Origin of the sequence: Nocardia sp. SYP-A9097 (assembly GCF_009649815.1) — a bacterium.
Classification (GTDB): domain Bacteria; phylum Actinomycetota; class Actinomycetes; order Mycobacteriales; family Mycobacteriaceae; genus Nocardia.
The window spans coordinates 129,619-152,436 of record NZ_WJIC01000001.1 but is presented as its reverse complement, the minus strand read 5'-3'; the positions used below and the strand labels follow the sequence as shown (position 1 = coordinate 152,436).

Annotated in this window: 24 protein-coding genes, 1 tRNA gene and 1 other RNA gene; 20 read left to right on the top strand and 6 right to left on the bottom strand. The window is 65.2% G+C overall.

The annotated features are described in order from the left end of the window. The first annotated feature begins 2 nt into the window (after nucleotides 1–2). From GFY24_RS00675 to GFY24_RS00635, 9 genes are all read left to right on the top strand, one after another. Nucleotides 3–971, top strand: a complete 969-nt coding sequence (locus GFY24_RS00675; RefSeq protein ID WP_153802987.1) for a hypothetical protein — start codon at nucleotides 3–5, stop codon at nucleotides 969–971. After that, a complete protein-coding gene (locus tag GFY24_RS00670; protein ID WP_153802986.1) occupies nucleotides 971–2,596 on the top strand; it encodes a hypothetical protein in 1,626 nt (541 codons plus the stop codon). The genes GFY24_RS00675 and GFY24_RS00670 overlap by 1 nt, the downstream gene beginning before the upstream one ends. Before the next feature lie 95 nt (nucleotides 2,597–2,691). Continuing rightward, nucleotides 2,692–3,150: a hypothetical protein gene (locus tag GFY24_RS00665; protein WP_153802985.1), complete on the top strand. Its 459-nt coding sequence runs from the start codon at nucleotides 2,692–2,694 to the stop codon at nucleotides 3,148–3,150. Beyond that, nucleotides 3,147–4,784: a hypothetical protein gene (locus GFY24_RS00660; RefSeq protein ID WP_153802984.1), complete on the top strand. Its 1,638-nt coding sequence runs from the start codon at nucleotides 3,147–3,149 to the stop codon at nucleotides 4,782–4,784. Before GFY24_RS00665 ends, GFY24_RS00660 begins: the two co-directional genes overlap by 4 nt. A gap of 78 nt (nucleotides 4,785–4,862) precedes the next feature. Continuing rightward, nucleotides 4,863–5,711 (top strand): glycoside hydrolase family 25 protein, encoded by an 849-nt coding sequence (locus GFY24_RS00655; RefSeq protein WP_153802983.1) that lies wholly within the window; start codon nucleotides 4,863–4,865, stop codon nucleotides 5,709–5,711. Continuing rightward, the gene (locus GFY24_RS00650) at nucleotides 5,708–5,935 is read left to right on the top strand and encodes a hypothetical protein (protein WP_153802982.1); all 228 of its coding nucleotides are present in this window, start codon (nucleotides 5,708–5,710) and stop codon (nucleotides 5,933–5,935) included. The genes GFY24_RS00655 and GFY24_RS00650 overlap by 4 nt, the downstream gene beginning before the upstream one ends. Next, a complete protein-coding gene (locus tag GFY24_RS00645) occupies nucleotides 5,932–6,204 on the top strand; it encodes a hypothetical protein (protein WP_153802981.1) in 273 nt (90 codons plus the stop codon). The genes GFY24_RS00650 and GFY24_RS00645 overlap by 4 nt, the downstream gene beginning before the upstream one ends. Then, a complete protein-coding gene (locus tag GFY24_RS00640) occupies nucleotides 6,204–6,956 on the top strand; it encodes a hypothetical protein (RefSeq protein ID WP_153802980.1) in 753 nt (250 codons plus the stop codon). Before GFY24_RS00645 ends, GFY24_RS00640 begins: the two co-directional genes overlap by 1 nt. Before the next feature lie 123 nt (nucleotides 6,957–7,079). Continuing rightward, a complete protein-coding gene (locus GFY24_RS00635; RefSeq protein ID WP_153802979.1) occupies nucleotides 7,080–8,027 on the top strand; it encodes a recombinase zinc beta ribbon domain-containing protein in 948 nt (315 codons plus the stop codon). A 3-nt stretch (nucleotides 8,028–8,030) separates the two neighbouring features. On the opposite strand, the gene GFY24_RS00630 is transcribed toward GFY24_RS00635, so the two are convergent. The 5 genes from GFY24_RS00630 to GFY24_RS00610 all read right to left on the bottom strand — a co-directional run bounded on the left by GFY24_RS00630 (nucleotide 8,031) and on the right by GFY24_RS00610 (nucleotide 11,930). After that, nucleotides 8,031–8,729, bottom strand: coding sequence for a hypothetical protein (locus GFY24_RS00630; RefSeq protein ID WP_153802978.1), 699 nt, complete (start codon nucleotides 8,727–8,729; stop codon nucleotides 8,031–8,033). Nucleotides 8,730–8,965: 236 nt separating this feature from the next. Continuing rightward, a complete protein-coding gene (locus tag GFY24_RS00625; protein ID WP_153802977.1) occupies nucleotides 8,966–9,487 on the bottom strand; it encodes a tyrosine-type recombinase/integrase in 522 nt (173 codons plus the stop codon). Then, nucleotides 9,484–10,641 carry a site-specific integrase gene (locus GFY24_RS00620; protein ID WP_153802976.1) on the bottom strand — a complete coding sequence of 386 codons (1,158 nt, stop codon included), beginning with the start codon at nucleotides 10,639–10,641 and terminating at the stop codon, nucleotides 9,484–9,486. Before GFY24_RS00620 ends, GFY24_RS00625 begins: the two co-directional genes overlap by 4 nt. A gap of 136 nt (nucleotides 10,642–10,777) precedes the next feature. Beyond that, nucleotides 10,778–10,865 (bottom strand) — tRNA-Ser (locus GFY24_RS00615). Nucleotides 10,866–10,928: 63 nt separating this feature from the next. Beyond that, nucleotides 10,929–11,930, bottom strand: a complete 1,002-nt coding sequence (locus tag GFY24_RS00610; RefSeq protein ID WP_153802975.1) for a hypothetical protein — start codon at nucleotides 11,928–11,930, stop codon at nucleotides 10,929–10,931. Nucleotides 11,931–12,030: 100 nt separating this feature from the next. Between GFY24_RS00610 and ffs the strand changes: the two genes are divergently transcribed. Both ffs and GFY24_RS00600 read left to right on the top strand, forming a co-directional pair. Further along, nucleotides 12,031–12,125: signal recognition particle sRNA small type (gene ffs, locus GFY24_RS00605), an RNA gene on the top strand. 137 nt (nucleotides 12,126–12,262) lie between these two features. After that, complete coding sequence (locus GFY24_RS00600; RefSeq protein ID WP_153802974.1) at nucleotides 12,263–13,561, top strand: aminotransferase class I/II-fold pyridoxal phosphate-dependent enzyme; 1,299 nt, start codon at nucleotides 12,263–12,265, stop codon at nucleotides 13,559–13,561. Between the two features lie 137 nt (nucleotides 13,562–13,698). Here the strand turns inward: GFY24_RS00600 and GFY24_RS00595 are convergent, their stop codons facing one another. Next, complete coding sequence (locus GFY24_RS00595) at nucleotides 13,699–14,514, bottom strand: methyltransferase domain-containing protein (protein WP_153802973.1); 816 nt, start codon at nucleotides 14,512–14,514, stop codon at nucleotides 13,699–13,701. A gap of 97 nt (nucleotides 14,515–14,611) precedes the next feature. On the opposite strand from GFY24_RS00595, the gene GFY24_RS00590 reads away from it, so the two are divergent. The 9 genes from GFY24_RS00590 to GFY24_RS00550 all read left to right on the top strand — a co-directional run bounded on the left by GFY24_RS00590 (nucleotide 14,612) and on the right by GFY24_RS00550 (nucleotide 22,815). Continuing rightward, on the top strand, nucleotides 14,612–15,190 hold the full coding sequence (locus GFY24_RS00590; protein WP_153802972.1) for an HhH-GPD-type base excision DNA repair protein: 579 nt from the start codon (nucleotides 14,612–14,614) through the stop codon (nucleotides 15,188–15,190). A gap of 114 nt (nucleotides 15,191–15,304) precedes the next feature. After that, nucleotides 15,305–16,003, top strand: a complete 699-nt coding sequence (locus tag GFY24_RS00585) for a hypothetical protein (RefSeq protein ID WP_153802971.1) — start codon at nucleotides 15,305–15,307, stop codon at nucleotides 16,001–16,003. 137 nt (nucleotides 16,004–16,140) lie between these two features. Further along, complete coding sequence (locus GFY24_RS00580) at nucleotides 16,141–16,842, top strand: hypothetical protein (RefSeq protein ID WP_153802970.1); 702 nt, start codon at nucleotides 16,141–16,143, stop codon at nucleotides 16,840–16,842. A 123-nt stretch (nucleotides 16,843–16,965) separates the two neighbouring features. Beyond that, on the top strand, nucleotides 16,966–17,490 hold the full coding sequence (locus tag GFY24_RS00575; RefSeq protein ID WP_153802969.1) for a flavin reductase family protein: 525 nt from the start codon (nucleotides 16,966–16,968) through the stop codon (nucleotides 17,488–17,490). Further along, nucleotides 17,487–18,365 (top strand): amino acid ABC transporter permease, encoded by an 879-nt coding sequence (locus GFY24_RS00570; RefSeq protein ID WP_153802968.1) that lies wholly within the window; start codon nucleotides 17,487–17,489, stop codon nucleotides 18,363–18,365. The genes GFY24_RS00575 and GFY24_RS00570 overlap by 4 nt, the downstream gene beginning before the upstream one ends. Next, nucleotides 18,362–19,126 carry an amino acid ABC transporter ATP-binding protein gene (locus GFY24_RS00565; RefSeq protein ID WP_153802967.1) on the top strand — a complete coding sequence of 255 codons (765 nt, stop codon included), beginning with the start codon at nucleotides 18,362–18,364 and terminating at the stop codon, nucleotides 19,124–19,126. The genes GFY24_RS00570 and GFY24_RS00565 overlap by 4 nt, the downstream gene beginning before the upstream one ends. Before the next feature lie 53 nt (nucleotides 19,127–19,179). Beyond that, entirely contained in the window at nucleotides 19,180–20,133 is a 954-nt protein-coding gene (locus tag GFY24_RS00560; RefSeq protein WP_228565886.1) for a transporter substrate-binding domain-containing protein, read from the top strand. A gap of 4 nt (nucleotides 20,134–20,137) precedes the next feature. Continuing rightward, entirely contained in the window at nucleotides 20,138–21,208 is a 1,071-nt protein-coding gene (locus GFY24_RS00555; RefSeq protein ID WP_309230256.1) for an LLM class flavin-dependent oxidoreductase, read from the top strand. Further along, the gene (locus GFY24_RS00550; protein WP_309230255.1) at nucleotides 21,205–22,815 is read left to right on the top strand and encodes an ABC transporter substrate-binding protein; all 1,611 of its coding nucleotides are present in this window, start codon (nucleotides 21,205–21,207) and stop codon (nucleotides 22,813–22,815) included. Before GFY24_RS00555 ends, GFY24_RS00550 begins: the two co-directional genes overlap by 4 nt. The last annotated feature ends 3 nt before the right edge of the window (nucleotides 22,816–22,818 follow it).

Genomic DNA, 22,818 nt, shown 5'->3' with positions numbered 1-22,818 from the left:
CGGTGGCTATCTGTCTGACCAATCCGGGCCGGATCATGCAGCTGATCCTGCGCGACAACACGGCCGGCAGTCCGACGTTCGGGCACGACCTGATCGTGTTGGATCTGCTGGGCCCGCGCGGAGGCGAGCAAGGTATCCACCTGCTCGAAGGATCGTGGGATGACCTGTGGCACGCCCCGATCACGCAGGTCCGCGAGTCCTGGGCGTACCAGGAAGGCAGCACCCTCGACGACATCCCGCGCGTGAACGAGCGCCTGTGCACGCTGAAGCTCGGCACGATCGGGCGCACAACCCGCGCATGGGAAGAGATCGACGATCTGCTGTGGCGGGTACTGGGTCCGGGGTGGGATTGCTACCTGCGCGCGTTCTCCGAAATCAGCGAACCGCGCGAGCTGCGCATGCGGTGGGAGAAGGCACCCAAACCCCTGACCCAGCGCGACCCCGGCCGCACCAAAGCCCTCGCGTGGGAAGTGCCCACGCTGAGCGTGGATCCGTACTGGTACGCCCCCGAGCTGAGCTTCGCGATCAAGCGCAGCCAGATGGTCGAGATCAACCCCACCACCGGCGCACCGCAATCGGGCACCGGGGTATGGCAGGGCACGATCCCGATGCTCAACCGCGCCGATGTGGAGTGCTGGCCGCAGTACGCCAGCAACGGCCTGGAAGCCGACACCGTGGTCTGGCTGCCCGACGGGCTCTCGGGCAACACGGTGGCCGTGCCCGCGATCGGTGCGCTCGGGCCGGGCAAAGAGTTCCTGATCCGCACGTACCCCCTCGATGAAACGCTGCTGGTCCGCGACGATTCGCAGGAGTGGGCGAACATGAACGGGGTTGCGTTCGAGTCCGCGATCCCGGCCGGTACCGGGTCGCCGGTGCAGGTGCCGATCCGTATTCAAGGCGGCACCGCGAACACCACGATCACCGCCTATTACTCGCAGCGGTACACCCGTTTCATGGGTGGTGAGGCCTGATGCCTCCGCTCATGTCCTGCGATGAGGTGCGTTCCTCGATCCTGCAGAACTCGATCGCACGCCTCGAAGAAATGCGCAGGCCCGCCCGCATCACCCTGTGGGATAAGAACTGGGAGAACCCGGTCCGCCTATTCGGTGTCGTGTCCGCGAGTTTCGAGGAGCGACTGAACGAGACTGGCGAGGGCGCGCTGGTTATTCAGGCGTCGAGCAAATTGTATCGGCTGCTGATCGAAGATCTCGGCGATTACGAAGACCTCCATATCTCCGCTGACATGTCCGGTAAGCGCTGGTCAGGCAAGTGTGCGACGATCACCGAGGGGCAGAAGTCCGGCGAGGTCGCACATATCGAACTCAAATTTTTGCACGAGTACGAGCACGTCAAAAAGATCGTGTGCTTTGCAAATCCTCTGTTGCCGCCGGAACTACAGGCGCCGAAAATGTTCGCATTCGTGGGGCCCTCCGTTTTCGGTGCGAAGACTTTACTATTCCTGAATCTACTTCGACGGTTCGCGCCATTGTGGGCATTGCCGGAGGACATATTCAACCCGGAAAATTGGCTGGCGAATCTCGACCCGAACAACTGGCCGATCGTGGTCATGCCCGATGCCGGGCTGCTGTTCGATACCTCGATGTGGTCGGTGATCTCGACCAGGTTCGGCAACGCGCACGACGTGCTGGCCCCGACGCTGTCGGATGCGGGGCTGCAGCTGCTGGTGCGGCGCTGGTTGCCGGGCGATCCGCAGCCGGCACCCGATCACATGACCCTGACCAAGCCGACGCTGCTGCTCGATGTGGTCGACAAGTCCGGGTATCGGGGTCTGACCGGCACCGCGATCGACGGACTGATCCACTACGTGACCGCCGTCGCTGATGATCTGATCAACGAAGTCGCGACCGCGGTCGGGATCCCGGACGCCCCGCAGTACGCAGTGTCCGGATTCCTGGGGACCGCACCGCAACGGCCGTGGGTGGCCTGGCGCAACGCCACCCGCACCGGCATCAGCGGGATCGGTGAATGGCAGGCCACCGTGCACAAAGCCCTGGCCGGTGCGATCGTGACCGGCGGTCATAGCCCTGACTGGGTCAATACTGGGCTGAAGCTGCTGGCCAACGGACTTTTGGGGTACATCGGCGCGATCTTCGGCAATCCCGGATTGACGCTCGGAATCTTCGACAGCCAGATCGAGGATGTCGTGCTGGCTTTCCACCGGGTCGGCAACCCGATACGCATCGCGGATATGGGGATCCGCGGGCCCGCGTACGGCGAGTACTGGGAAAGCACCGGCGGAACCGGATTCTCGCTGTCGGCGTTGCAGGCGATCCGGACCGGGTTCGACCGCACCAAGGCATACCGGTCATACAAGGTGTCCGTGCAGAACGGCATGCCCTACTGGGTTGGCCGGCACTTCGATATCGGCGACCGGGTCGCGGCCGAGGTCGGACGCGATGGGCGCTGGTACATCGACCATGTCTACGCCCTGAAGTACGTGATCAACCGCAACGATGTCGCGCACTGGGAAATCAGCATCGGCGATGACAAAGCCGAGGATGATGCGGCGGCGATGCTGGCCCGGCACGTCGCACAGATCAAGTCCCTCGTGCAGATGATCGGCGTATCGAGCTGACCCAGAAATACTGGATACAGTCACACTGTCACCACGTGTAGAGAGGTTGGGTTGTGGTCAAGCAGAGCAAACCGCGCCGACCGGGAGCACCGGGGATGACGTGGTCGCAGCGCGCGGACCGCCTCGACGGGATCCGCCGCGATCCCGAGACCGGGATCGTGTACGCCCGCGAATCACGCCACCCGCTCGCGGACTGGTTCCGGTCGGTGCCGATGGGGCAAGGGCTGCCCGGCATGCAGATGCCGCCGGAAATTCAGCACCTGCTCGCCATCCACGTGTTCGACAATCTGCGCCTGCCAGCGCCGACGGATGCGCTGTACAAGCCGCGCCGCGACAAGAACGCCACCGCCGCTACCGGGCACGACGCCGTGACCTGGGTGCCGATCGGCGCACCCGATGAGGGCCAGGGCGAGGACATCACCGAAGCCCCGGTGCTGGTCGCCGATATCACCGGATACACCCCCGCCCAGATCGCTGCGATGAAAGCGCAGATCAGGCAGGAAGAAATCCGGCAGAAGATGCTCGCCCAGTCCGACACCGGCGGCGCGCCGTGACCTCCCCGAATTTCCCCGCGGACCCCGCGCTACCGGATAAGGCGTACCTGCCCTCTACGGTGTCGCAGCTGCAGGATGTCACCGCCGAAAATCTGGCGATCGCCGACAACCAGGGCACCTATGACCAGGCCGAAGATGTGCGGGCGCAGTTCTTTTCGGTGATCTATCAGCAGGTGCAGCAGATCCCGATCATCGGTGGCCTGATCGGCGACATTATCGAGATCATCACCGGCGTCGAGGATGGCGACCTCGGCGACCTGGGTACCTGGGTCAACAACCTGGGCAACCTGATCAATTCGTTCATCGCCGGTGCCCTGCACGCCCTCGCTGACCTGCTGGAATGGATCCCCCTGGTCGGCGATGACATGGCCTCGATCATCGACGGCATCGCCGACGGCATGAACCGAACCCACGCCACCGCCACCGCCACCGTGCACGGCATCACCGGCGGCACCGACGCCACCAAAGTCGCCACCACCGTCGGCGGGATCCAGGACAACCTGGCCGCGAACAGTGCGGCGATCGCGGCACTGCAAAACCAGCAGACCGGCGGCGGGGTGGGCGGTACGAGCTACACGGTCACTTTCCCCAACACGATTCTCGGGAACCTCGGACCCGGTTGGACTTTGGGCGGGCAATCCACCGCGCTCTGGGCTACCGCTGGCGCGGCCGGACTGCAGCCGGACAACGCACACGGGTCGGGCGTCCGGTGGGCGCTGAACACCACGATCATGCAGACCGATGACCACGAGGTGGTGATGGTCGCCAGCACTGCCGGATACCAGCAGGCGATGACTTCGCTGCTTGTGCGCGCGTCCACGACATTGTCGAATTTCGTGTACCTCAACGTATTCCAGGACCACGCCTATCTGGGGTACGGGGCATGGAACGGCAGCAGCTACACGTTCCACGACTGGGCGGACGTGGCAATCAACCTGTCCACCGGCAACACTCTTGCCCTGACCGTGCAGGGAAACACCTACGTCGCGACCATTAACGGCATCGGCATTCTGGCGCACACCGATACCGCCGGACAGGCCGCCAGTGGCGTGAGTTACCGCAGTGTCGGCATGCTCTCGCAGCAGCAGGTCGATTTCTTCGGGTCCGCGTGGACCGGCTGGAACGTCAAATCATTCAGTGCCGCCGACGTTTCCAGCCCGCCGGTTATCGGTACCGGATGGTCGATCTACCAGTCGACATCCAGTGTCGCGCTACCCGGTAGCGGCTGGACCACGGTAGGCGCCAACACCTTCGACACCCTGCGTCAATCCGCCGGCGTCACCGTCGATCTGCCGAACGGCACCATCACCATCACCAAAACTGGTTGGTACATGGTGGCATTCGCCGCAACGCTCAACATCTACCAAATCACGGCCGCCGCAGGGTTCTATTACCGGCCCTCGGGCAGCTCGACATCGAGCCTCGTGCGCCAAGGCGTGCGAGTCGACGGCGGCGGTGGCGGCGATAACACCGCGACCTACACCGTCGCGACATCGAACGTGTTGTACCTCAGTGCGGGGGACAAGGTGATGCCCGCGATGTATACCGGCACCGGCAGCGGCACATTGACCGGCACGGGGGCTGGCGGTGTCGGTTACAAGACCTACTTCGAGGGCGCGCTACTCAACGGCTGACCTAGCCTCCCGCTATTCTCCGAGAGAACGCTGCTGGCTGCGGGCCGGGCATTACTCGCTCACCCGAGGAGCCCCGCCATGGCGCAGTGCTACCCGCCGCCCGGACCGGACGCCGATACCGCGACCATGTTCGGCATCGATGTGTCGAACAACAATGGTGCCGTCGACTTCGCCGCCGCCGCGGCCGAGGGATTCACCTTCGCGACCCACAAGATCACCGAGGGCGACGGGTTCCGCGATCCGTACTGGCCGCGCGCCCGCGACCAGATGGCGGAACATTTCCCGCGCCGCTGGGGTGGGTATGTTTTCTGCCGCGTCGACAGCCACCCGGAAGCGGAAGCCGATCTCGCGCTCGCCCATTCGGGCGGCACCGACGTGCCGATCCAGATCGACTACGAGGATCCCGATACCGACGGCAGCATCGGCGACCTACTCGCGCGGGTGACCGCGTTGCAGGACAGAGGGTTTCGGCTGCTGCCGATCTACCTGCCGCGCTGGTACTGGTCCGGGCATATGGGATCCCCTGACCTGTCCGGGCTGCCCGTCGGGTTGTGGAACAGCGCCTACGTGAACGGCGTGGACTACGCCTCCAACCTGTACCCCGGCGATGACGCCCCCGGCTGGGCCCCCATGGGCGGCAAGGCCGTCGACATTCTCCAATTCTCCGACAAAGCCCTGGTGGCTGGGCAACGCCTGGATGTGAACGCCGTCCGTGGTGCAACGAAACTCGCCGAACTCTTCGGCGACCGATCGGAAGGAAACCCGATGGCGGCACTCGATCCCAATGAGCAGCGTGAACTGCTCGACGGCATCCGCTACATCCGTCAGCAGCTCAGCCCGTGGCCGCAGCTCGGTCACAACGCGCAGGGCGCACCGCTCACCCTCATCGATGCCGTCGCCGAACTGCGAAAGGGACTGCCGCAGTGAGCAACTCAACCCCGCAGCCGGGCGCTGCACGCATCCCCGAACCCGCGCTCGTTCGCTCGTTCCTGATCACCGTCACCGGCATCATCGCGTTCGCGGTCGGCCACAACGTGGACACCGCATGGGTCGATTCGGCGACCACGGTGTACGGGTTGATCGCCCCGCTGATCGCCGGTGTGCTGATCCGCCGTGCGGTCAGCCCGAAAGATCAGGCCAGCGCCCCATGAGCCCGGAACAGATCACCGCGATCGGTGGCATCGTCGCCGCACTGCTGGGCACCGCCACCGCGTGGCAGGGCCGCCGGATCGCCGAGCTCCAGTCCCGCCTCGACAAGGTCGAAACACAACTGGAGGACTCCAATGAGCTTGTGCGAGAAGCGATCCGCTACATCCGGAAGCTATTGAAGCACCACGACGAAGTCGAGATGGCATGGCGGCTCGGCGTCCCACCGCCGCTCATCCCGGAGATTCCCGCCCTGCTCGCGAAAGAGATCTGATGAAGCTCGGCAAGCTCGCCGCCCGCCCGAACGCGGTCACGTTGAAGTTCTCGACATACCTCAATACCACTGCGCTGCCACCGATCCCGGCCGAATTCGGCCACGAGCACAGCGTCACGACGTGGGGGATGCTCGGAAACGATAGCGTCGGCGACTGTGTTTTCGCCGGTGCCGCACACGAAACACTGCTGTGGACCACCACCGCCGGCCACCCGGCGAGCTTCACCGATATCTCAGTGCTGTCGGACTACAGCGCGGTCACCGGCTACAACGCGGACAACCCCGACAGCGACCAGGGCACCGACGTGCAGGCCGCCGCGTCCTATCGTCGCCGGGTCGGCGTGCTCGATGCCGCAGGCAACCGGCACAAGGTCGCCGCATACCTGGCGTTGGAGCCGGGCAACGTCGAGGAATTGTGCGCTGCCACATACCTTTTCGGTGCTGTCGGTGTGGGACTCCAGTTCCCGGACACCGCCATGGCGCAGTTCGACAATCAGGAACCGTGGACTGTGCGGCGCGGCGCGAAGATCGAAGGTGGGCACTATGTGCCCGTGGTCGGCCGCCGTAACGGCGCCATCGACGTGATCACCTGGGGGCGTGTGCAATCGATGTCCGAATCGTTTTACCGCAAGTACGCCGATGAGGCGGTCGTCTATCTGTCACCCGAATATCTGACCGGCAACGGGCTCACCCCGGAAGGGCTCAATATCGTGCAGCTGCGGGCCGATCTGACGGCAGTGGCGCAGCTCTGAGGAACCCGCCCACCGACTACGGCCACCCTGGATCCCAGGGTGGCCGTACGCGTATCGGAGAAGGCTCACCGGACGGGGCGGGTACAGTCCCCGATCGTAGGTAACAGTGCACGATCGGAAGGGGTGACAGTGTCGCGTGCGTATGGGTGGCTGCCTGATGGCAAGACCGTCGATCCTGGTGAGGCCAGCGAGATTCACCGATGGGCGGACTACCTACTCGACAGCGACGCTGACCCCCGGCCTTCCCGCCGAGGGCTGGCAGCGGACCTCGCCGCCCGTGGCGTCGCCACAGTCTCCGGTGCGCCGTGGTCTCCGACGGTACTGCGCCGCGCGCTGGTAGCACCTCGCATGATCGGGCACCGATTCGATGCTGACGGGCAGCTGGTCGACGCCGGCATCGAACCGATCCTCGACCGCGATACCTGGCAGCAGCTGCGCGAAAAACTACTCGACCCCGACCTGCAGAAGTTCACCCCGAGCAGGGACGCGATCTACCTGCTGTCGGAAAAGCTCGCGCGCTGCGACGAATGCGGGCATCACCTGACCTACAACACCAGCGGCGACCGGGCCGCTGTCTATGAATGCAGCGTCACCGGCGGCGGCTGCGGAAAAGTCAGCATCACCGCGGCGCTGCTGGAAGACGACATCACCGAGCGCGTACTAGCGCGCCTCACCGATGCCAAGTACCGGCGACAGCTCAGCCGTGCCCTGCTCGCAGCGGGCACCATCGAACAGCAGCAGCAGACCATCGAGGATCTGCGCGAGCGCCTGGCCGTGCTCGGCCGCGACTTCGCCGACCGGCTGATCGAGCGCGAAACCATGCTCGAAGGAACCGACCGGGCCCGCCGCAACATCGCCGCGGCCGAGCGCCTCATACAGTCGATGACCACCGTGGGCGATGTACTCGCCCCGACCGTCGATGATGTGCTGGCATGGTGGGAGGAAGCCCTGCCGGTGCGCCGTCATGAGATCGTCGCATACCTGCTCGACCACGTGGTCGTGCGTTCCTCGCAGGGGCGGCAGATACGCGGCGCGGATCGCGTCGATCCGCACTGGCGCACATTCAAATAGTGGCTACCGCATCGATCCGCCGGGCAAGCACTCGGCGGCGAACCCCTTGCTGCCGTCCTCGAAAATCCCGGTACCCGGCTGGTAGTTCTCGTCCGCGCACCCGACCAGCGCGCCGCCCGTTCCCGTCGGCCGGCCCTGCGAGTCCAGCCCGGTCGGCGGTGCGACCGGGGCAGGCGCAGGCACCGACGCGCGAGCGGTTGTCATCGGAACCGTTGGGGCACTGACTGTTTCGCTGGTCGGCACCGGATCGCCGCTAGCGTCCGCGCCAGCGGACACGGCAGCGGGCACACCGACACGGATCGTGGCCGGCGCCGGGGTCAGCATCTTGATATTGCCCGCGGTCGAACTCTGGTCCCCGACCATCGGCGAGTAGACCAAGGTGGTCGGCGCCGACGCCAAGCGCACCTCGAGCCATCCCTGCGTAGCCCCGCCCGGCGCTGCGGTCACCGCCTGCGGATAGTCCGCATCGCATCCGTAGACGCTCGCGGTCTCGACACCACGGGTCGCGCCGGTCGAGTCCACATATTTGAGCTGGTAGACATCGGGCACAGGCAGCTGCTCGCCGGACCCGTTGACGATCTCGACCTGTACCGCGAGCGTGATGCCGGTACGGATGCCCGCGATGCAGTCGGTCGGCAAAGCCTTGATCGCGGTAAACCGGATCTCGCCGATCCTTCCGCCGGTGTCGGTGCGCGTGATCACCTGAGACTGCCCGAGCGCGAGCGCATCCGGCGCCCCCGCACTGGCGGCTGTGCTCGCCGCTGCGGGAGTGGGCGCGCTGCCGCTGTCGTGGGTAGCCGAGCAGGCTGTGAGCGCGGCAGTGGCGCACAGGACAGCGGCAGTGGAGTGGACACGACTATGCAAGTGAATCCCCCTGGAGGACTGGCGAAGTCAGGCGCCGCCACGCTAACACCAGCGCGGCGGCACCTGGGTTCGAATCAGGCAGTCGGCAAACGCAACACGGCGAGCGTGCTACTGCCGAGCTGCGCCGCCACTTCCTCCACCGGCACACCAGCATTCAGCAGCTGCGCACCGCACATCTGCCGCAACGCGTTCACGCGGGGCCGGCGGTCCAAATCTGCGGCAACCACATTCACCGCGTGCGCCCACACCTTCCGGTACCGATGGATCAGGCCAGGCCCCGCAGCCCGGTCGACACGGAACAGTTCCTCATCGGTGCGGTCGAGGTCGAGCGCTTCGACGATCACCTCGGGCATCTGCACGCAGCGAACCACCCTGGCGGACTGCAGATACCAGCACCGCACACCAGGCACCCAGGTACGGGAGACCTGGCACAGTCCGGCACCGGCGTCGATATCGTCCACTCTGAGCGCGGCTGCCTCACCCAATCGCATACCCGTCACCGCGAGGAACCCCGACAGCGGGCGCCACTGGTCCGGGATCTGTTCCGCGATGGTGCGATAGTCCGCGGTGTCGAGAACCTGTTCGATGCCGATCATGCCGCCGCCCCGTTCCGTACGGCCGTCAGCTTGCGCGGGCCCGCCTTCGGCAGCCGCTTGCTGATCGCCGCCGCCGCCCGCTTCCCGGCATCACGCGAAACATGCCCGTATCGATCCTTCGTGGTCTGGATGCTCTCGTGTCCCATGTGTTCCTGGACATCACCGATCGGCACCCCGTCGTCGAGCATCCACGACGCGCACGTATGGCGCAGATCATGGATCCGCGGCGCCTTCCCGTTCAGCGGATCCGCCGGGTCGAGCTGCATCCGCCGCACCGTCGGCACCCACACCTGCTTATAGAACGTGCTGATCTGCACCGGGTCACCGTTGCTGTTCGTGAACAGCCACGACTTGTAAGGCCGGCCGGACAGCGGAAGACTCGCCACCAGATCGGCATCGAGGTTGATAGTCCGTTTGGACTTCTTAGTTTTCGTCGGGCCGAGAACGCGCGCACCACCGGTGTACGTCCACGCCTGCCGGATCCGCGCCGTGCACCGCTTGCGGTCGATGTGCCCGACCTGCAGCGCCGTCGCCTCACCCCACCGCACACCGGAGCTGACAAGGAACAGCACCAGAAAACGCCATTCCTCGGGCAGCGCCTGGTGCAGCGCGGCGAATTCGTCCGGCTCCAAGAAACACATCTCTGCCTGATTGACCACCGGCAGTTTCGTTCCCTTGCACGGGTTCTTGGTGATGGCCTCTGATTGGTGCAGCCACTGCATCAGGCCATAGAGAAACCCGTGTTTGTTGGCAACGGTTTTCGGTGACGCGTGTTGGTCGCGGACCATGTGATTAATCCAGCGGGACACCGCGGCCGATGTGACCGCATCCACAGGTAAGTTCGCGTGGAAGAACGGCTCGATGTCGTTGGCCATATATCGCGAATAGCGTTTGCGTGTGCCTTCATTGGCTCGCGTGAGGCTGTCGATGTAGTCGATGCCGGCCTGGTGCAGTCGCGGGCATGGGCTGTCACTGTCTTCGATGCGCAGCATTTCCAATGCCATCGCAGAGCCGCGGTCATTGAAGATATTTCGCCACTTCACTGCGTCGGCGTAGTCGACGAACTCGATCGACGGCTGCTTACCGTTGTGCCTGTACTGCAGCTGATATGTGGTGTTGCCGCCGCTGTCGGTGCGTGTGCGGATGGATGCCATCTGCGGTGGTCCTGTCGGTGGTCGGGGCTTGGTTAGCCGACTACCCGCAGAGACCGTTCACAGGGTGTGTTGCCGTGGCTGTTGCCATGGCCCCTGGTCAGGAACGGAAAAACCATCCCTGACCAGGGTCTTTCCCTGGCGGAGGATAGGGGATTTGAACCCCTGAGGGCGTTAACCCAACCCGCGTTCCAGGCGAGCGCCATAGGCCACTAGGCGAATCCTCCGTGGAGCAATATACCGGGGGACCCCCTGTGGAAAGCAAATCGCGAAGATCGGGGCGAGCTCGATCACTTTTTGCGGAGGCCGTTCAATGCCTTCTGGACCTGGTCTTTGGCGATTTGGGCTACGTCGTCCTTGGTGATGGTTTCGCCGCTGCCGCGGTCGACGCTGATCTTGACCTTGACCGAGACATTGCTGTCCTGGGCGGCGACGGTGTAGTCGAGGACGGTGAAGGAGGAGTAGTCGCGGGTTTCGGCGTGCCAGTACGCCTGTGAGCCCAGGCCGGTGATGTCGCCGGAGGAGCGGCCGCTGCCGGTGGTGCCGGTGTCGTAGGTCTTCCAGGAGTCGTAGTCGGGTTTGCCGTAGGCGCTGTTGAAGTCCACATCGAGGGTGATGTCGGCCTCGTTGGTGTGGTACTTGCTGGTGCTGGACTGGCCGGAGTAGCCGGCGGTGCAGGACAGGCGGCCGCCGCTGTAATCGGTGGGCTTGGTCTCGGAGTGTTCGGGATTGCCCTTGGAGGTGGAGGACCACTTGGTCAGCACGGTCGGATCGATCAGGCTGCACGCATTGCCGACCTTGTCCATGCTGTAGTTGCCGTCCATCGTCTTCTTCTTGTCATCACCGAGCGGACTGAGCGGTTTGTCCTTACTGGTGAGCGCGATCACGCCGATACCGATACCGACGATCACCACCAAACCCACCACGATGCCGATGATCCAACCGGCTTTACCGCCACCACCCGAGGGCGGCTGCGGCGCGTAGTTGTATCCGCCGCTCATGGGCGGCTGCTGCGGCGGGCTGAACTGCGGCTGCGCGTATCCGGGCTGCGCGGGCTGTTGATACGCCGGCGCGGCCTGGTAGTTCGGCGCGGACTGGTAGCCCTGCGCGGGCGGAAACGCTTGTGCCGGTGGGGTGTACTGCGCTCCGGCGGTGCCGTAGTTGAGCATGGTGGGATCCGCGCCGACCACCGGCTGGCCCGCATCGGTTCCGGTGGGCGGGGTGGCCCACCACTGCGCGGTCTCCTGGTGATTGGCGGGATCCTGGGGCCCGCCGGGTCCTGAGCTCGTCACTACTGGTTTCCCCTCCGGTACTGAGCGGGTCACCCCGCGATGTCGGAAGGATCGTATCGACCCCCGTCGGCGAAGGCATCCATGAGCCGCTACACTGGCCGACGGATCCAGCGCGGCGCGCATCCTGTGAACTCCCCCAGGGCCGGAAGGCAGCAAGGGTCAACGGGCTCTGCCGGGTGCGCTGGGTCCCCTTTAATTTTCGGGGCGGATCTTCCGGGTGTGCGTGGGCGATATATAGCTCCCCCTCGGCCGGACATACCAAGTAACGTGACCGGTTGGGTTCGCCATGCGGCCCACATACATTGCCCCTAGCCCCTGGAAAGGCTGCACTGATGCCTCGGCAGACGCAGATCGGTTTGATGAGCCATGCGGAACTCGAATCGGAACACGAGACGCAGACCGCGAACTACGCGAAGCTCAAGACCGAAAAGCTGACGCTGGACATTACCCGCGGCAAGCCCGCGCCCGAGCAGCTCGACCTGTCGCTGGAGCTGCTGTCGCTGCCGGGCAATGACGACTACCGCGACGGCAATGGCACCGATGTGCGCAATTACGGTGGCCTGCACGGGCTTCCGGAGCTGCGTGCCATCTTCGGTGAACTGCTCGGCATCCCGGTGTCGAACCTGCTGGCCGGGAACAATGCCAGCCTGGAGCTCATGCACGACGTGATCGTGTTCTCCATGCTGCACGGCAATGCCGACTCCACCCGCCGCTGGGTCGATGAGCCGTCGATCAAATTCCTGTGTCCCGCACCGGGTTACGACCGGCACTTCGCCATCACCGCATGGCTCGGCATCGAGATGATCCCGATTCCGATGGATCACGACGGCCCGGATGTGCACGCCATCGCGGAACTTCTCGCGTCGGATCCGAGCATCAAGGGTCTGTGGGCGGTGCCGAACTACTCCAACCCGACCGGCGTCACCTTCTCCGAAGCCGTTACGCGGGAACTGGTTTCGATGCCGACGGCGGCCCCGGACTTCCGCCTGTTCTGGGACAACGCGTACGCGGTGCATCCGCTCACCGATACCTCCGATCCGGTGCTCGATGTGCTGGGTATGGCGGCCGCGGCCGGAAACCCCAACCGCCCCTACGTCTTCGCCTCCACCTCGAAGATCACCTTCGCCGGTTCCGGTGTGAGCTTCTTCGGCTCCTCCACCGCCAACCTGGACTGGTATCTCGGGCACGCCGGGAAGAAGAGCATCGGCCCGGACAAGGTGAATCAGCTGCGGCATCTGCGTTTCTTCGGGGACGCGGAGGGCGTACGCCTGCATATGCAGAAGCATCGCGCCATCCTGGAGCCGAAATTCAAACTGGTACTGAGCATCCTGGAGGACCGTCTCGGCGCCTCGAAGGTGGCGTCCTGGACCGAACCCAAGGGCGGCTATTTCATCAGCCTGGATGTCCTGGAGGGCACCGCGACCCGCGTCGTGGCCCTGGCCAAGGAAGCGGGAATCGCGCTGACTCCGGCGGGTTCGTCCTACCCGTATGGAAAAGACGTGGAGGACAAGAACATTCGCATCGCACCGAGCTTCCCCTCGGTGGGTGAGCTGGAGAAGGCGATGGACGGCCTGGCGACCTGTGTACTGCTCGCCGCCACCGAGAAGCTCCTCCGCCTCTCCGCGCCTTAAGCGCACGGCTCGGGTGCGCCAACCGCTGGCAACGCGTGCCGGCGGTTGGCGCACTGGTCACGTTTCGGCCGTACCCGACGAGTTACCCTCGGCTCGCGAAATCAGTTGTCGCGTTGAGAATCTCGTCGGTTCGTATCTCAGGCGGGCTTGTGGGCCAGCACCGCGAAGATGGTCACCGACAGGTGGATATCGCCGCTCGCGGCTCCCGCCTCCAGATCGGCGATGAGCTGATCCCGCTGCGCCTCGGTGATCGATCCGCGCGCCACCGACATATCCGCGATCCGCGCCACCAGCGCACCCGCGCCGATACCGCCGTCCTGGACGAGCGCGTGCGAGCCGATATCGTCCACGACCAGTCCGGCCGCGGTGAGCTGTCCGGCGAGCCGCCGCCCCGCGAACGGATTGGTGGTTCCGGCGACCATGGTCTCGATGACCTGGTGCACCACGTTCCGGTCGCCCGGGTGCACGACCGCCGTACCCCAGTCGCTGTCCATGACCACCACGCGCCCGCCGGGCTTGAGCACACGCGCGATCTCACCGGCCGCGCGGGCGGGTGAGGTCAAGTGCTGGAAGACGCGCTCGCACAGCGCCGCGTCGAAGGTCTCGCTGCCGAGGGGCAGGCCGTACGCGTCCCCGGAGACGAATTTCGCGGTGGATTCGTGCTGCTTCGAGCGCCGTTCGGCGGCCGAGAGCAATTGCGGATCGGGCTCCACCCCGAGCGCGGTCCCGGTGGGGCCGACCCGGTCGGCGAAGGCGAAGACCTCGGATCCGGTGCCGGATCCGATATCGACAGCATTTTCGCCGGGTTGCAGTGCCAGTGCGTCCTGCGCCCAGTTCCGCAGCCGCCGAATTCCGGGTAGGGCGGCCTGCAAATCCTGGACATCGACCAGTTGATCCTGGCCTTCGCGGTCGAAACGGTCCGGTCGAGAGCCGGCGGCGCCACTGTGCGGCATGGTTCCCACTCTAGAAATAGCCATGGTGTCGGGCATGTCGACGAGACTAGTCGTGACCCGCGTCACCGCAACCGAGGATGGGTGGGAGAATCGCCCAATGGTGAGTCGCGCTGTGTGTATTGCTCAGGACCCTGCCGCCGACGCCCTGCTCACGGCGGACGATTTCGCGCTTTTGGTGGGTATGACCCTGGATCAGCAGTTCCCGATGGAGCATGCTTTCCGCGGCCCGCAGAAGATCGCCGATCGGATGGGCGGCTTCGATATCCATAGGATCGCCGCCGCCGATCCCGCCGAATTCGAGGAGCTGGCGGCCACTCCGCCCGCCATCCACCGCTACGGCCGGTCCATGGCCCGCCGGGTGCAGGAATTGGCCCACTACATCGGCGAGCACTATGACGGTGAGACCTCCGGCCTGTGGATGGCCGGCGACCCGGACGGTAAGGAAGTCCTGAAGCGGCTGAAGGCTCTTCCCGGTTTCGGCGATCAGAAGGCGCGAATCTTCCTGGCGCTCTTGGGAAAACAGAAAGGCTTCACCGGCAGAGGCTGGCGTGAGGCCGCCGGTGCGTATGGCGAGGACGGCTCCCGCCGTTCGGTCGCCGATGTCACCGATGCCGAATCCCTGTCCCAGGTACGGGAATTCAAGAAACAAGCCAAGGCCGCCGCCAAGGCGAAATAGTACCTCGCGCGCACCCGATCGAATCAAGCTGGTTTTTAACCTCGGGTAATCGCGCCGTTTGCTTAATGCTTGCCGCCATCAGTTCGTTTCGGCAGTGGCGAGGAAGCAGTACCAATGAAGATGAGGAAATACGCCGGTATCGCGGCGCTGGTGATCGCGGCACTGGGCGCGGCCACCGGGACCGCGGGCGCGGCACCGGCCCAGGCCGATGCGGGTGCGATCAATTACAGCCTGACCAATACCGAGACCGATACGGTGGTGCGCACCGATGCGGGTTCGCTCGTGGTCGAGAACGGTGTTTTCAAGGTCAAGGCCGCCGACGGCAGCACGGTGGCGGGCACCGAATTGAGCTTCCGGGTGGACGATTTCGTCTTCCCGATCGCGGCGCAGATCAAGGACCGCACCGCGACCCTGACCCCGCAGTTCGACCAGGCGCACGCGGTCTATCAGCCGGTGGCCCTGCCCTATGAGAACCAGGCCCCGTGGAAGTCCGATTACGACCGTGAGGTGGCCGCCTGGACCCGCCTGACCAGTACCATCTCCGCGGGCGCCACCATCGGCACCCTGGTCGGTGGTATCGGCGGAGCGGCCCTGGGTTGCGTGCTCGGCGCCGGTGTCGCGGTCGCCGCGACGGCTCCTCTGGCGCTGTTGTTCGGCACCGGTCCGCTCGGCGGCTGCGTTATCGGCGCGAGCCTGGTGGGTTTTCTCGGCACTGTCGCGGGTCAGATCTTCGTGACCGCTCCGGTCGCCATTCTGGCTGCGGCGCAGTATTTCACGACAATCAATCAGCCGTCGGTGACACCGGCGAAATAGTTATTACGCTGGGTGAATTCGAGGGTGCCGCGCAACTGTTCATGTTGCGGGCATCCTCGAGTCATCTCGTGTTCTCGTCACAGGGTTTCGATCTTCAGGTTCCCCCTGCGGACTGCCTGATGAGGAAAACCGAACACATGCTTTCGAAGAAATTCGCCGCTACCGCGGCGCTGCTGATCGCTGCCCTGGGCGTCACTGCGGGCTCCGCCGGTGCGGCCCCCGAGGCCGCCGATGCGGGTGTCATCAACTACACCTCCACCAACAATGAGGTCAACACGATCATCCGGACCGATGGTGGTTCGATGGTCGTCGAGGACGGTGTCTTCAAGATCAAGGCCGCGAACGGCACCACCGTCGCGGGCACCGAGCTCAACTTCCGGGTGGACGACTACGTCTTCCCGATCGCCGCGCAGATTTCGGATCACACCGCGACGCTGACTCCGGAGTTCGTCGCGGACAAGGCTGTTTACAAGCCGATCAACCTGCCGTACGAGAACCAGGCCCCGTTCAAGTCGGAGTACGACCGTGAGCAGGCCGCCTGGAAGCGCATGACGGACACCATCTCCATGGGCGCCACCATCGCGACCCTGGTCGGTGGCATGGGCGGCGCGGCCGTGGGTTGCCTCATCGGTGGCGCCACCGCCGGTGCCGTGACCGGCACCCTGACCCTGATGTTCGGTGCTCTCGGCGGCGCGGCCGTCGGTTGCATCGTCGGCATGAGCGTCATGGGCTTCATGGGCACCCTGGCGGGCCAGCTGTTCGTGACCGCCCCGGTCGCGATCATGGCCGCGTACAACTACTTCACCACCATCAACCAGCCTTTCGTCGCGCCGAAGTAACTCGCGACTTCCTGATAACGAAAACCCCCGCCCGGACCACCCGGGCGGGGGTTTTCGTATTCCGTTGCGATCCTCCTGAATTCAATCCTGTCGATATCGCCGCCCCGCTGATGAAGTGGGGCGATGGGTGAGCTGACCGAGATTCGTGACGGTGTGGCCGCGCTCTCCTCGGTGGAGGGAGCGGATCTGCGTAAAGCGTTCGCGCACTTCCCCAGTGGGGTGGTGGCGGTGTGCGCGCGGATAGGCGGGGTTGCGCACGGGATGGTGGTGAGCACCTTCGTGCCGGTCTCGCTGGATCCACCGCTGGTGTCGCTGTGCGTGCAGTATTCGTCGGAGACGTGGCCGCGGCTGGCGAAGGCGAGCCGGGTGGGTTTGAGCCTGCTCGGCAATGATCAGCAGGGTGCGGCGCGCAGTCTGAGCTCCCGTTCCGGGGATCGATTCCGGGATGTGGAGTTGCACATCGGGAATGGCAATGCCGCCTTCGTCGAGGGTGCCACGGCCTGGCTGGAAGCCTCTGTGCACGAACAGGTTCCGGCGGGTGATCACGCCGTCGTGCTGTTGCGAGTGCACCGGCTGAGCGCACGGCCGGATTCCGAGCCGCTGGTCTTCCATCGCAGTGGTTTCCGTGCCCTGGACGCCGCGGTATGAGTACCGTTGCCGCGCTTTCGGATTCGCGCACCGAAGACGTAGCCGATGACAGTGTGCTGACCGTCGCGCCCGCCCGGCATCCGTGGCGGTGGGTGGTCGGCGCGATCGCCCTGCTGCTGGTGGCGCAGTTCGCGCACGGCCTGATCACCAATCCGGGCTGGGATTGGTCCACCTTCGCGCAATACCTCACCGCGGCGTCGGTGCTGGCGGCATTGCAGGTGACCATCGAGCTGACCCTGTGGGGCACCCTGCTCGGATTCTTCCTCGGCATTTGGCTGGCCATCGGCAGGCTCTCGAAAAACCCGGTGCTGAAGGCGATTTCGTGGTCCTACGTCTGGCTCTTCCGGTCCATCCCGCTGATCGTGCAACTGCTTTTCTGGTTCAATATCGCGTACCTGTACAAGACGCTGTCCGTGGGTATTCCGTTCGGCCCGGAGTTCTATCGCTTCGATGTGAACGGTGTGCTGAGCGGATTCACCGCCGCCGTCATCGGTTTGGCGCTGCATCAGGCCGCGTATTCGGCGGAGATCATTCGCGCCGGGATCATTTCGGTGGATCAGGGGCAGTGGGAGGCCGCGAAGGCGCTCGGGCTGCCGTGGCATCGGCAGTTCTTCGGGGTGATCGCGCCGCAGGCCATGCGCGGCATTCTGCCCAATGCGGCGAATGAGGTGATCAGCCTGTTCAAGGGCACCTCGATCGTCTCGACCATGGCGATCGCGGAGCTGTTCTATCAGGTGCAGGTGATCTTCGGCCGTAATGGCCGGGTGGTGCCGCTGCTCATGGTGGCGACGGTCTGGTACATCGTGCTGACCACGATTCTGAATATCGCGCAGTACTACATCGAGCGGCACTTCGCGAAGGGCAGTGCGCGATGAGCGAATACGCGATCGAATTGCGGGGCGTCCGAAAGTCTTTCGGCGATCTCGAGGTGCTGGCCGGGGTGGATCTGACGGTGCGTCCCGGTGAGGTGACCGTCATTCTCGGGGCGTCCGGGTCCGGTAAGTCGACCCTGTTGCGCACCATCAATCACCTGGAGAAGGTGGATGCCGGGACCGTCCGGGTCGGCGGTGAACTGGTCGGCTACCGCCGCCGCGGCAATCGGCTGCACGAGCTGCCCGAGCGCGAGATCCTGCGGCAGCGTTCGCGGATCGGATTCGTCTTCCAGAACTTCAATCTCTTTCCGCACAGGACCGTTCGGGACAATGTGGCGTTCGCGCCTATCGGTGCGCAGCGCCGGCCGAAGGCCCAGGCGCGGGCCGAGGCGCTGGAGTGGCTGGCCCGAGTCGGCTTGGCGGACAAGGCCGATGAGTATCCGCGCCGGCTCTCCGGCGGTCAGCAGCAGCGGGTGGCGATTGCCCGCGCGCTGGCCTTGCGCCCGCGGGTACTGCTCTTCGACGAGCCCACCTCGGCACTGGATCCGCAGCTGGTCGGCGAAGTGCTCGATGTCATCCGGGGCCTGGCGCGATCGGGTTCCACCCTCGTAATCGTCACGCACGAACTGGGTTTCGCGCGTGAGGTCGCCGACACCGTGGTGCTGCTGGACGCCGGTCGGATTGCCGAACAGGGTCCGCCCGCGCGCGTCTTCGACGAGCCCGCGCATGAACGCACCAAAGCCTTTCTCGCACACGCGCTCTGACGCGCCGACTCACCCGAAGGATTCGAATGTCTTTGTCGAGCCGTCACAGACGGATGAGTACCGCCCTCGCGGTGGCGGTGCTGGGATTGTTCGTCGGCGCCTGCGGTAATGGTGACGGCGGCGCGAACAGCGTGCAGACCGCCAACGGCACCGTCTACGACCTCACCCCGCAGCAGTCCGGCCGTATTCACGCCGACAAGGTGGAATCCATTGCCGCGCAAGTGCCCAAGGCGATTCGCGATCGCGGGACGCTGATCGTGACCGGTTCCGCGCAGTCCGCGCCACCGCTGCGCTTCCAGGCCAACGACGATCGCACGCTGATCGGCTCCGAGGTGGATTTCGCGATGCTGTTCGCCGACATTCTCGGTCTGAAGGTGGATCTGCGCTCCGCCGACTGGGCGCAGAATTCGGTGAAGGTCGACTCCGGTGAGGTGGACGCCTTCATCTCCAATGTGACCGTCACCGAGGATCGCAAGGAGAAGTTCGACTTCGCCACCTACCGGCTGGACAATCTCGCCCTCGAGGTGCCCAAGGATGCCACCTGGTCCTTCGCCGATCGGAAGTCACTGGCGGGCAAGCGCATCGGTGTCGGCTCGGGCACCAATCAGGAACAGATCCTGGTGCAGTGGAACGAGGCGAATATCGCCGAGGGCCTGCCGAAGATCGATATCGCCTACTTCCAGCAGGTCACCGACTATTACCTGGGGCTCTCCTCGGGCCGCCTGGACGGGTTCCTGGGCCCCAACCCGGCGGCGCGGTATCACGCCGCGACCGCCGGTCAGACCAAGGTTATCGGCACTCTCTCCGGTGCGGGTGATGCTCTGCAGGCCGAGATCGGCGTGCTCGTCAAGAAGGACAACGGCCTGATCGGTGCGGTGCACCAGGCCATCCAGTACGCCATCGACAACGGCAGTTACCGCAAGGTCATCGACCGCTGGGGTCTGAGCGCCGAGGCGGTCCCGCAGTCCCGGATCAACCCGCCCGGCCTGCCGAAGAAGAAGGGCTGAGCCCGTGAAATTTCTACTGCTGACCCTGATTACGCATACCCCCGATCCGGTCACCGGTGTCACCGAGACGCCCCGGCAGCGGCTGCGCCGGGTGGTCGACAGCGCTCGGCTGGCCGAGGAGCTCGGCTATGACGGCTTCGCGGTGGGGGAGCGGCACGAGGACCCGTTCATCTCCGCCGCGCCACCGGTGGTGCTCAGCCATATCGCCGCTGTCACTTCACGTTTGGCGCTGTTCACCGGCGTCACCACACTGAGCCTGCTGGATCCGGTGCGCGCTTTCGAGGACTACTCCACCCTCGACAATCTCTCCGGCGGTCGCCTCGAATTGATTATCGGCAAGGGCAATGGCGCGGCCCAGGCGCAGCTGTTCCATGTCACCACCGAGGATCAGTGGGAGCGCAATCGGGAAGGCTACGAACTGTTCCGGGAACTCTGGGCCAGTGACAGCGTCACCTGGAGCGGCAAATTTCGCCCGTCCCTGACCGCGGCGAAAGCGCTGCCCCGCCCGCTGCAATCGCGCCTGCGCATCTGGCACGGCAGCGCCACCAGCCGGGAATCCGCGGATTACGCCGCGCTGCACGGTGATCCGTTGTTCTCGGCGAATGTCACCTATCCGGTCGAACCGTATGCCGAGCTGGTGCGGCATTACCGCGAGCGCTGGGTGGCCTACGGTCACGACCCGGCGCAGGCCCTGGTGGGCGCGGGTACCGCGGGCTTTCTGGTCACCCACGATTCGCAGGAGGCGGTCGAGCTGTACCGCCCCCTCTTCGACGCGCGCACCGCCGCGGCTCGAAAGTTCAACGTGCCCATCGTCTTCGACACCGTCGAGGACTTCGTGGAACGCTCCTCCGCCCTCATCGGCTCACCCGCGCAGGTGCTGGACAAACTGCACCGCTACCACGAGCAGCTCGGTCACGAGGTGCTGCATCTGAGCGCCGATGCCGACGGCCGCACCGACAAACAGCACCGCGAATGCCTCGAACTGTTCCAGGCGGAGGTGGCACCGCAACTGCGCCACCACATTCCGAGCCGTCCGCTCGGCGCCGATCGCTACCCCTCCGGAGATCCACAGTGAAACGTCCCCTGCACCGCCCCGTCGCGCTGGTCGGCGCGCTCGCCGCCACCCTGACCCTGGCCGCGTGCGGTAGCGGTGACACCGCGGGCGCGGCGGCCGGTCCGCCACAACCGGGCGGCACCCTGCGCTACGGCCTCTCGCTGGCCCCGACCTGCTCGGATCCCGCACAGTCGCAAAACAATCAGACGCTCTACGTGACCCGTCAGGTGGTGGATTCGCTCACCGATCAGGACCCGGCCACCGGGCAGATCCGCCCGTGGCTGGCGGAGAGCTGGTTCGTATCCGCCGATGCGAAATCGTTCACCTTCCATCTGAAGGAGGGCATCACCTTCAGCGACGGCAGCCCGCTCACCGCGGATTCGGTACGCAAGAACTTCGATTCGATCCTCACGCTGGGCGCGGTGAAGGCCCCGCAGGCCGCGAGCTTCCTGGCCGGATACACCGGCAGTACGGTGCTGGACCCACGGACCGTGCGGGTCGATTTCAACGCGCCGAACGCGCAGTTTCTACAGGCTTCCTCGACCACGCAGCTCGGCATCCAGGGCGATACCACGTTGGCCAAGTCCGTCGATGATCGCTGCCTCGGCGGCAATATCGGCAGCGGGCCGTTCACCTATGCCGAGTGGAAGCAGAACGCCTCCGCCACGCTCGCCAAGCGGACCGGATACCGGTGGGGCTCAGCGCTTTTCGCCAACAAGGGTGACGCGTATCTGGACAAGATCGTCTTCACCGTCGTCCCCGAATCGGGGGTGCGCACCGGCAGCCTGTCGTCGGGGCAGTTGGACGCCATCAGTGACGCCCTGCCGCAGGATGCCGCACAGATCGAGGGCGCGGGCGGCAAGGTCCAGTTCACCTCCAATCCGGGCGTCCCATTCGGCTTGCAGCCCAACCTGACTCGCGGACCGCTGCGCGATCCGGCGGTGCGCGCGGCGCTGCTGACCGCCATCAATCGCAAGGAACTGGTCGACACCGTGCTCGGCCCGCAGTTCAAGTCGGCCACCAGCGTATTGGCCTCGGCCACCCCCGGTTACCTGGACCTGTCCGCCCGGGTGAAGTTCGATCAGGCGGCGGCCAGGCAGGTCCTCGATGCCGCCGGCTGGGTGCCCGGTGCGGACGGCATTCGCGTCAAAGACGGTCAGCGGCTCTCCTTCGGCGTGCTGTTCGCCGCCGCCTTCGCCGGTAATCAGGCGATTCTGGAGTTGACCCAGCAGCAGGTGCGCACCGTCGGCATCGACCTGCGGCTGGAGCCGACCTCGGTGGCGGAGAACACCACCCGGCAGAACAACAAGGACTATGACGTCGTCTACTACAACGTCAGCCGCGCCGACGGCGACATCCTGCGCCAATTCGCGGTGAACGGGCGAAACCTCAACGCCCGCAGCGAAACCGACAAGCTCGACACCCTGCTTACCCAGCAGCTCGAGGCCACCGATACCGCGGCGCGCACCCGCATCCTGGGCGAGGCACAGAACGCGGTACTGGACGACGGGCTGTGGATTCCCACCATCGAACTGTCACAGGCCATCGGCGTCGCCGGTCCCGTCGCCGATATCACCTTCGACGCCTCGGCCCGCCTGCAATTCCACGACACCTGGGTGCGGAGGTAATCG

Bases quoted from the DNA above. Each gene is read 5' to 3' on its own strand.
- GFY24_RS00620 (WP_153802976.1), bottom strand. From the start codon at position 10,641: ATGGCATCCATCCGCACACGCACCGACAGCGGCGGCAACACCACATAT.
- GFY24_RS00575 (WP_153802969.1), top strand. From the start codon at position 16,966: ATGGGTGAGCTGACCGAGATTCGTGACGGTGTGGCCGCGCTCTCCTCG.
- GFY24_RS00565 (WP_153802967.1), top strand. From the start codon at position 18,362: ATGAGCGAATACGCGATCGAATTGCGGGGCGTCCGAAAGTCTTTCGGC.
- GFY24_RS00590 (WP_153802972.1), top strand. From the start codon at position 14,612: ATGGTGAGTCGCGCTGTGTGTATTGCTCAGGACCCTGCCGCCGACGCC.
- GFY24_RS00665 (WP_153802985.1), top strand. From the start codon at position 2,692: ATGACGTGGTCGCAGCGCGCGGACCGCCTCGACGGGATCCGCCGCGAT.
- GFY24_RS00640 (WP_153802980.1), top strand. From the start codon at position 6,204: ATGAAGCTCGGCAAGCTCGCCGCCCGCCCGAACGCGGTCACGTTGAAG.
- GFY24_RS00645 (WP_153802981.1), top strand. From the start codon at position 5,932: ATGAGCCCGGAACAGATCACCGCGATCGGTGGCATCGTCGCCGCACTG.
- GFY24_RS00670 (WP_153802986.1), top strand. From the start codon at position 971: ATGCCTCCGCTCATGTCCTGCGATGAGGTGCGTTCCTCGATCCTGCAG.
- GFY24_RS00625 (WP_153802977.1), bottom strand. From the start codon at position 9,487: ATGATCGGCATCGAACAGGTTCTCGACACCGCGGACTATCGCACCATC.
- GFY24_RS00585 (WP_153802971.1), top strand. From the start codon at position 15,305: ATGAAGATGAGGAAATACGCCGGTATCGCGGCGCTGGTGATCGCGGCA.
- GFY24_RS00570 (WP_153802968.1), top strand. From the start codon at position 17,487: ATGAGTACCGTTGCCGCGCTTTCGGATTCGCGCACCGAAGACGTAGCC.
- GFY24_RS00560 (WP_228565886.1), top strand. From the start codon at position 19,180: ATGAGTACCGCCCTCGCGGTGGCGGTGCTGGGATTGTTCGTCGGCGCC.
- GFY24_RS00580 (WP_153802970.1), top strand. From the start codon at position 16,141: ATGCTTTCGAAGAAATTCGCCGCTACCGCGGCGCTGCTGATCGCTGCC.
- GFY24_RS00600 (WP_153802974.1), top strand. From the start codon at position 12,263: ATGCCTCGGCAGACGCAGATCGGTTTGATGAGCCATGCGGAACTCGAA.
- GFY24_RS00595 (WP_153802973.1), bottom strand. From the start codon at position 14,514: ATGCCGCACAGTGGCGCCGCCGGCTCTCGACCGGACCGTTTCGACCGC.
- GFY24_RS00655 (WP_153802983.1), top strand. From the start codon at position 4,863: ATGGCGCAGTGCTACCCGCCGCCCGGACCGGACGCCGATACCGCGACC.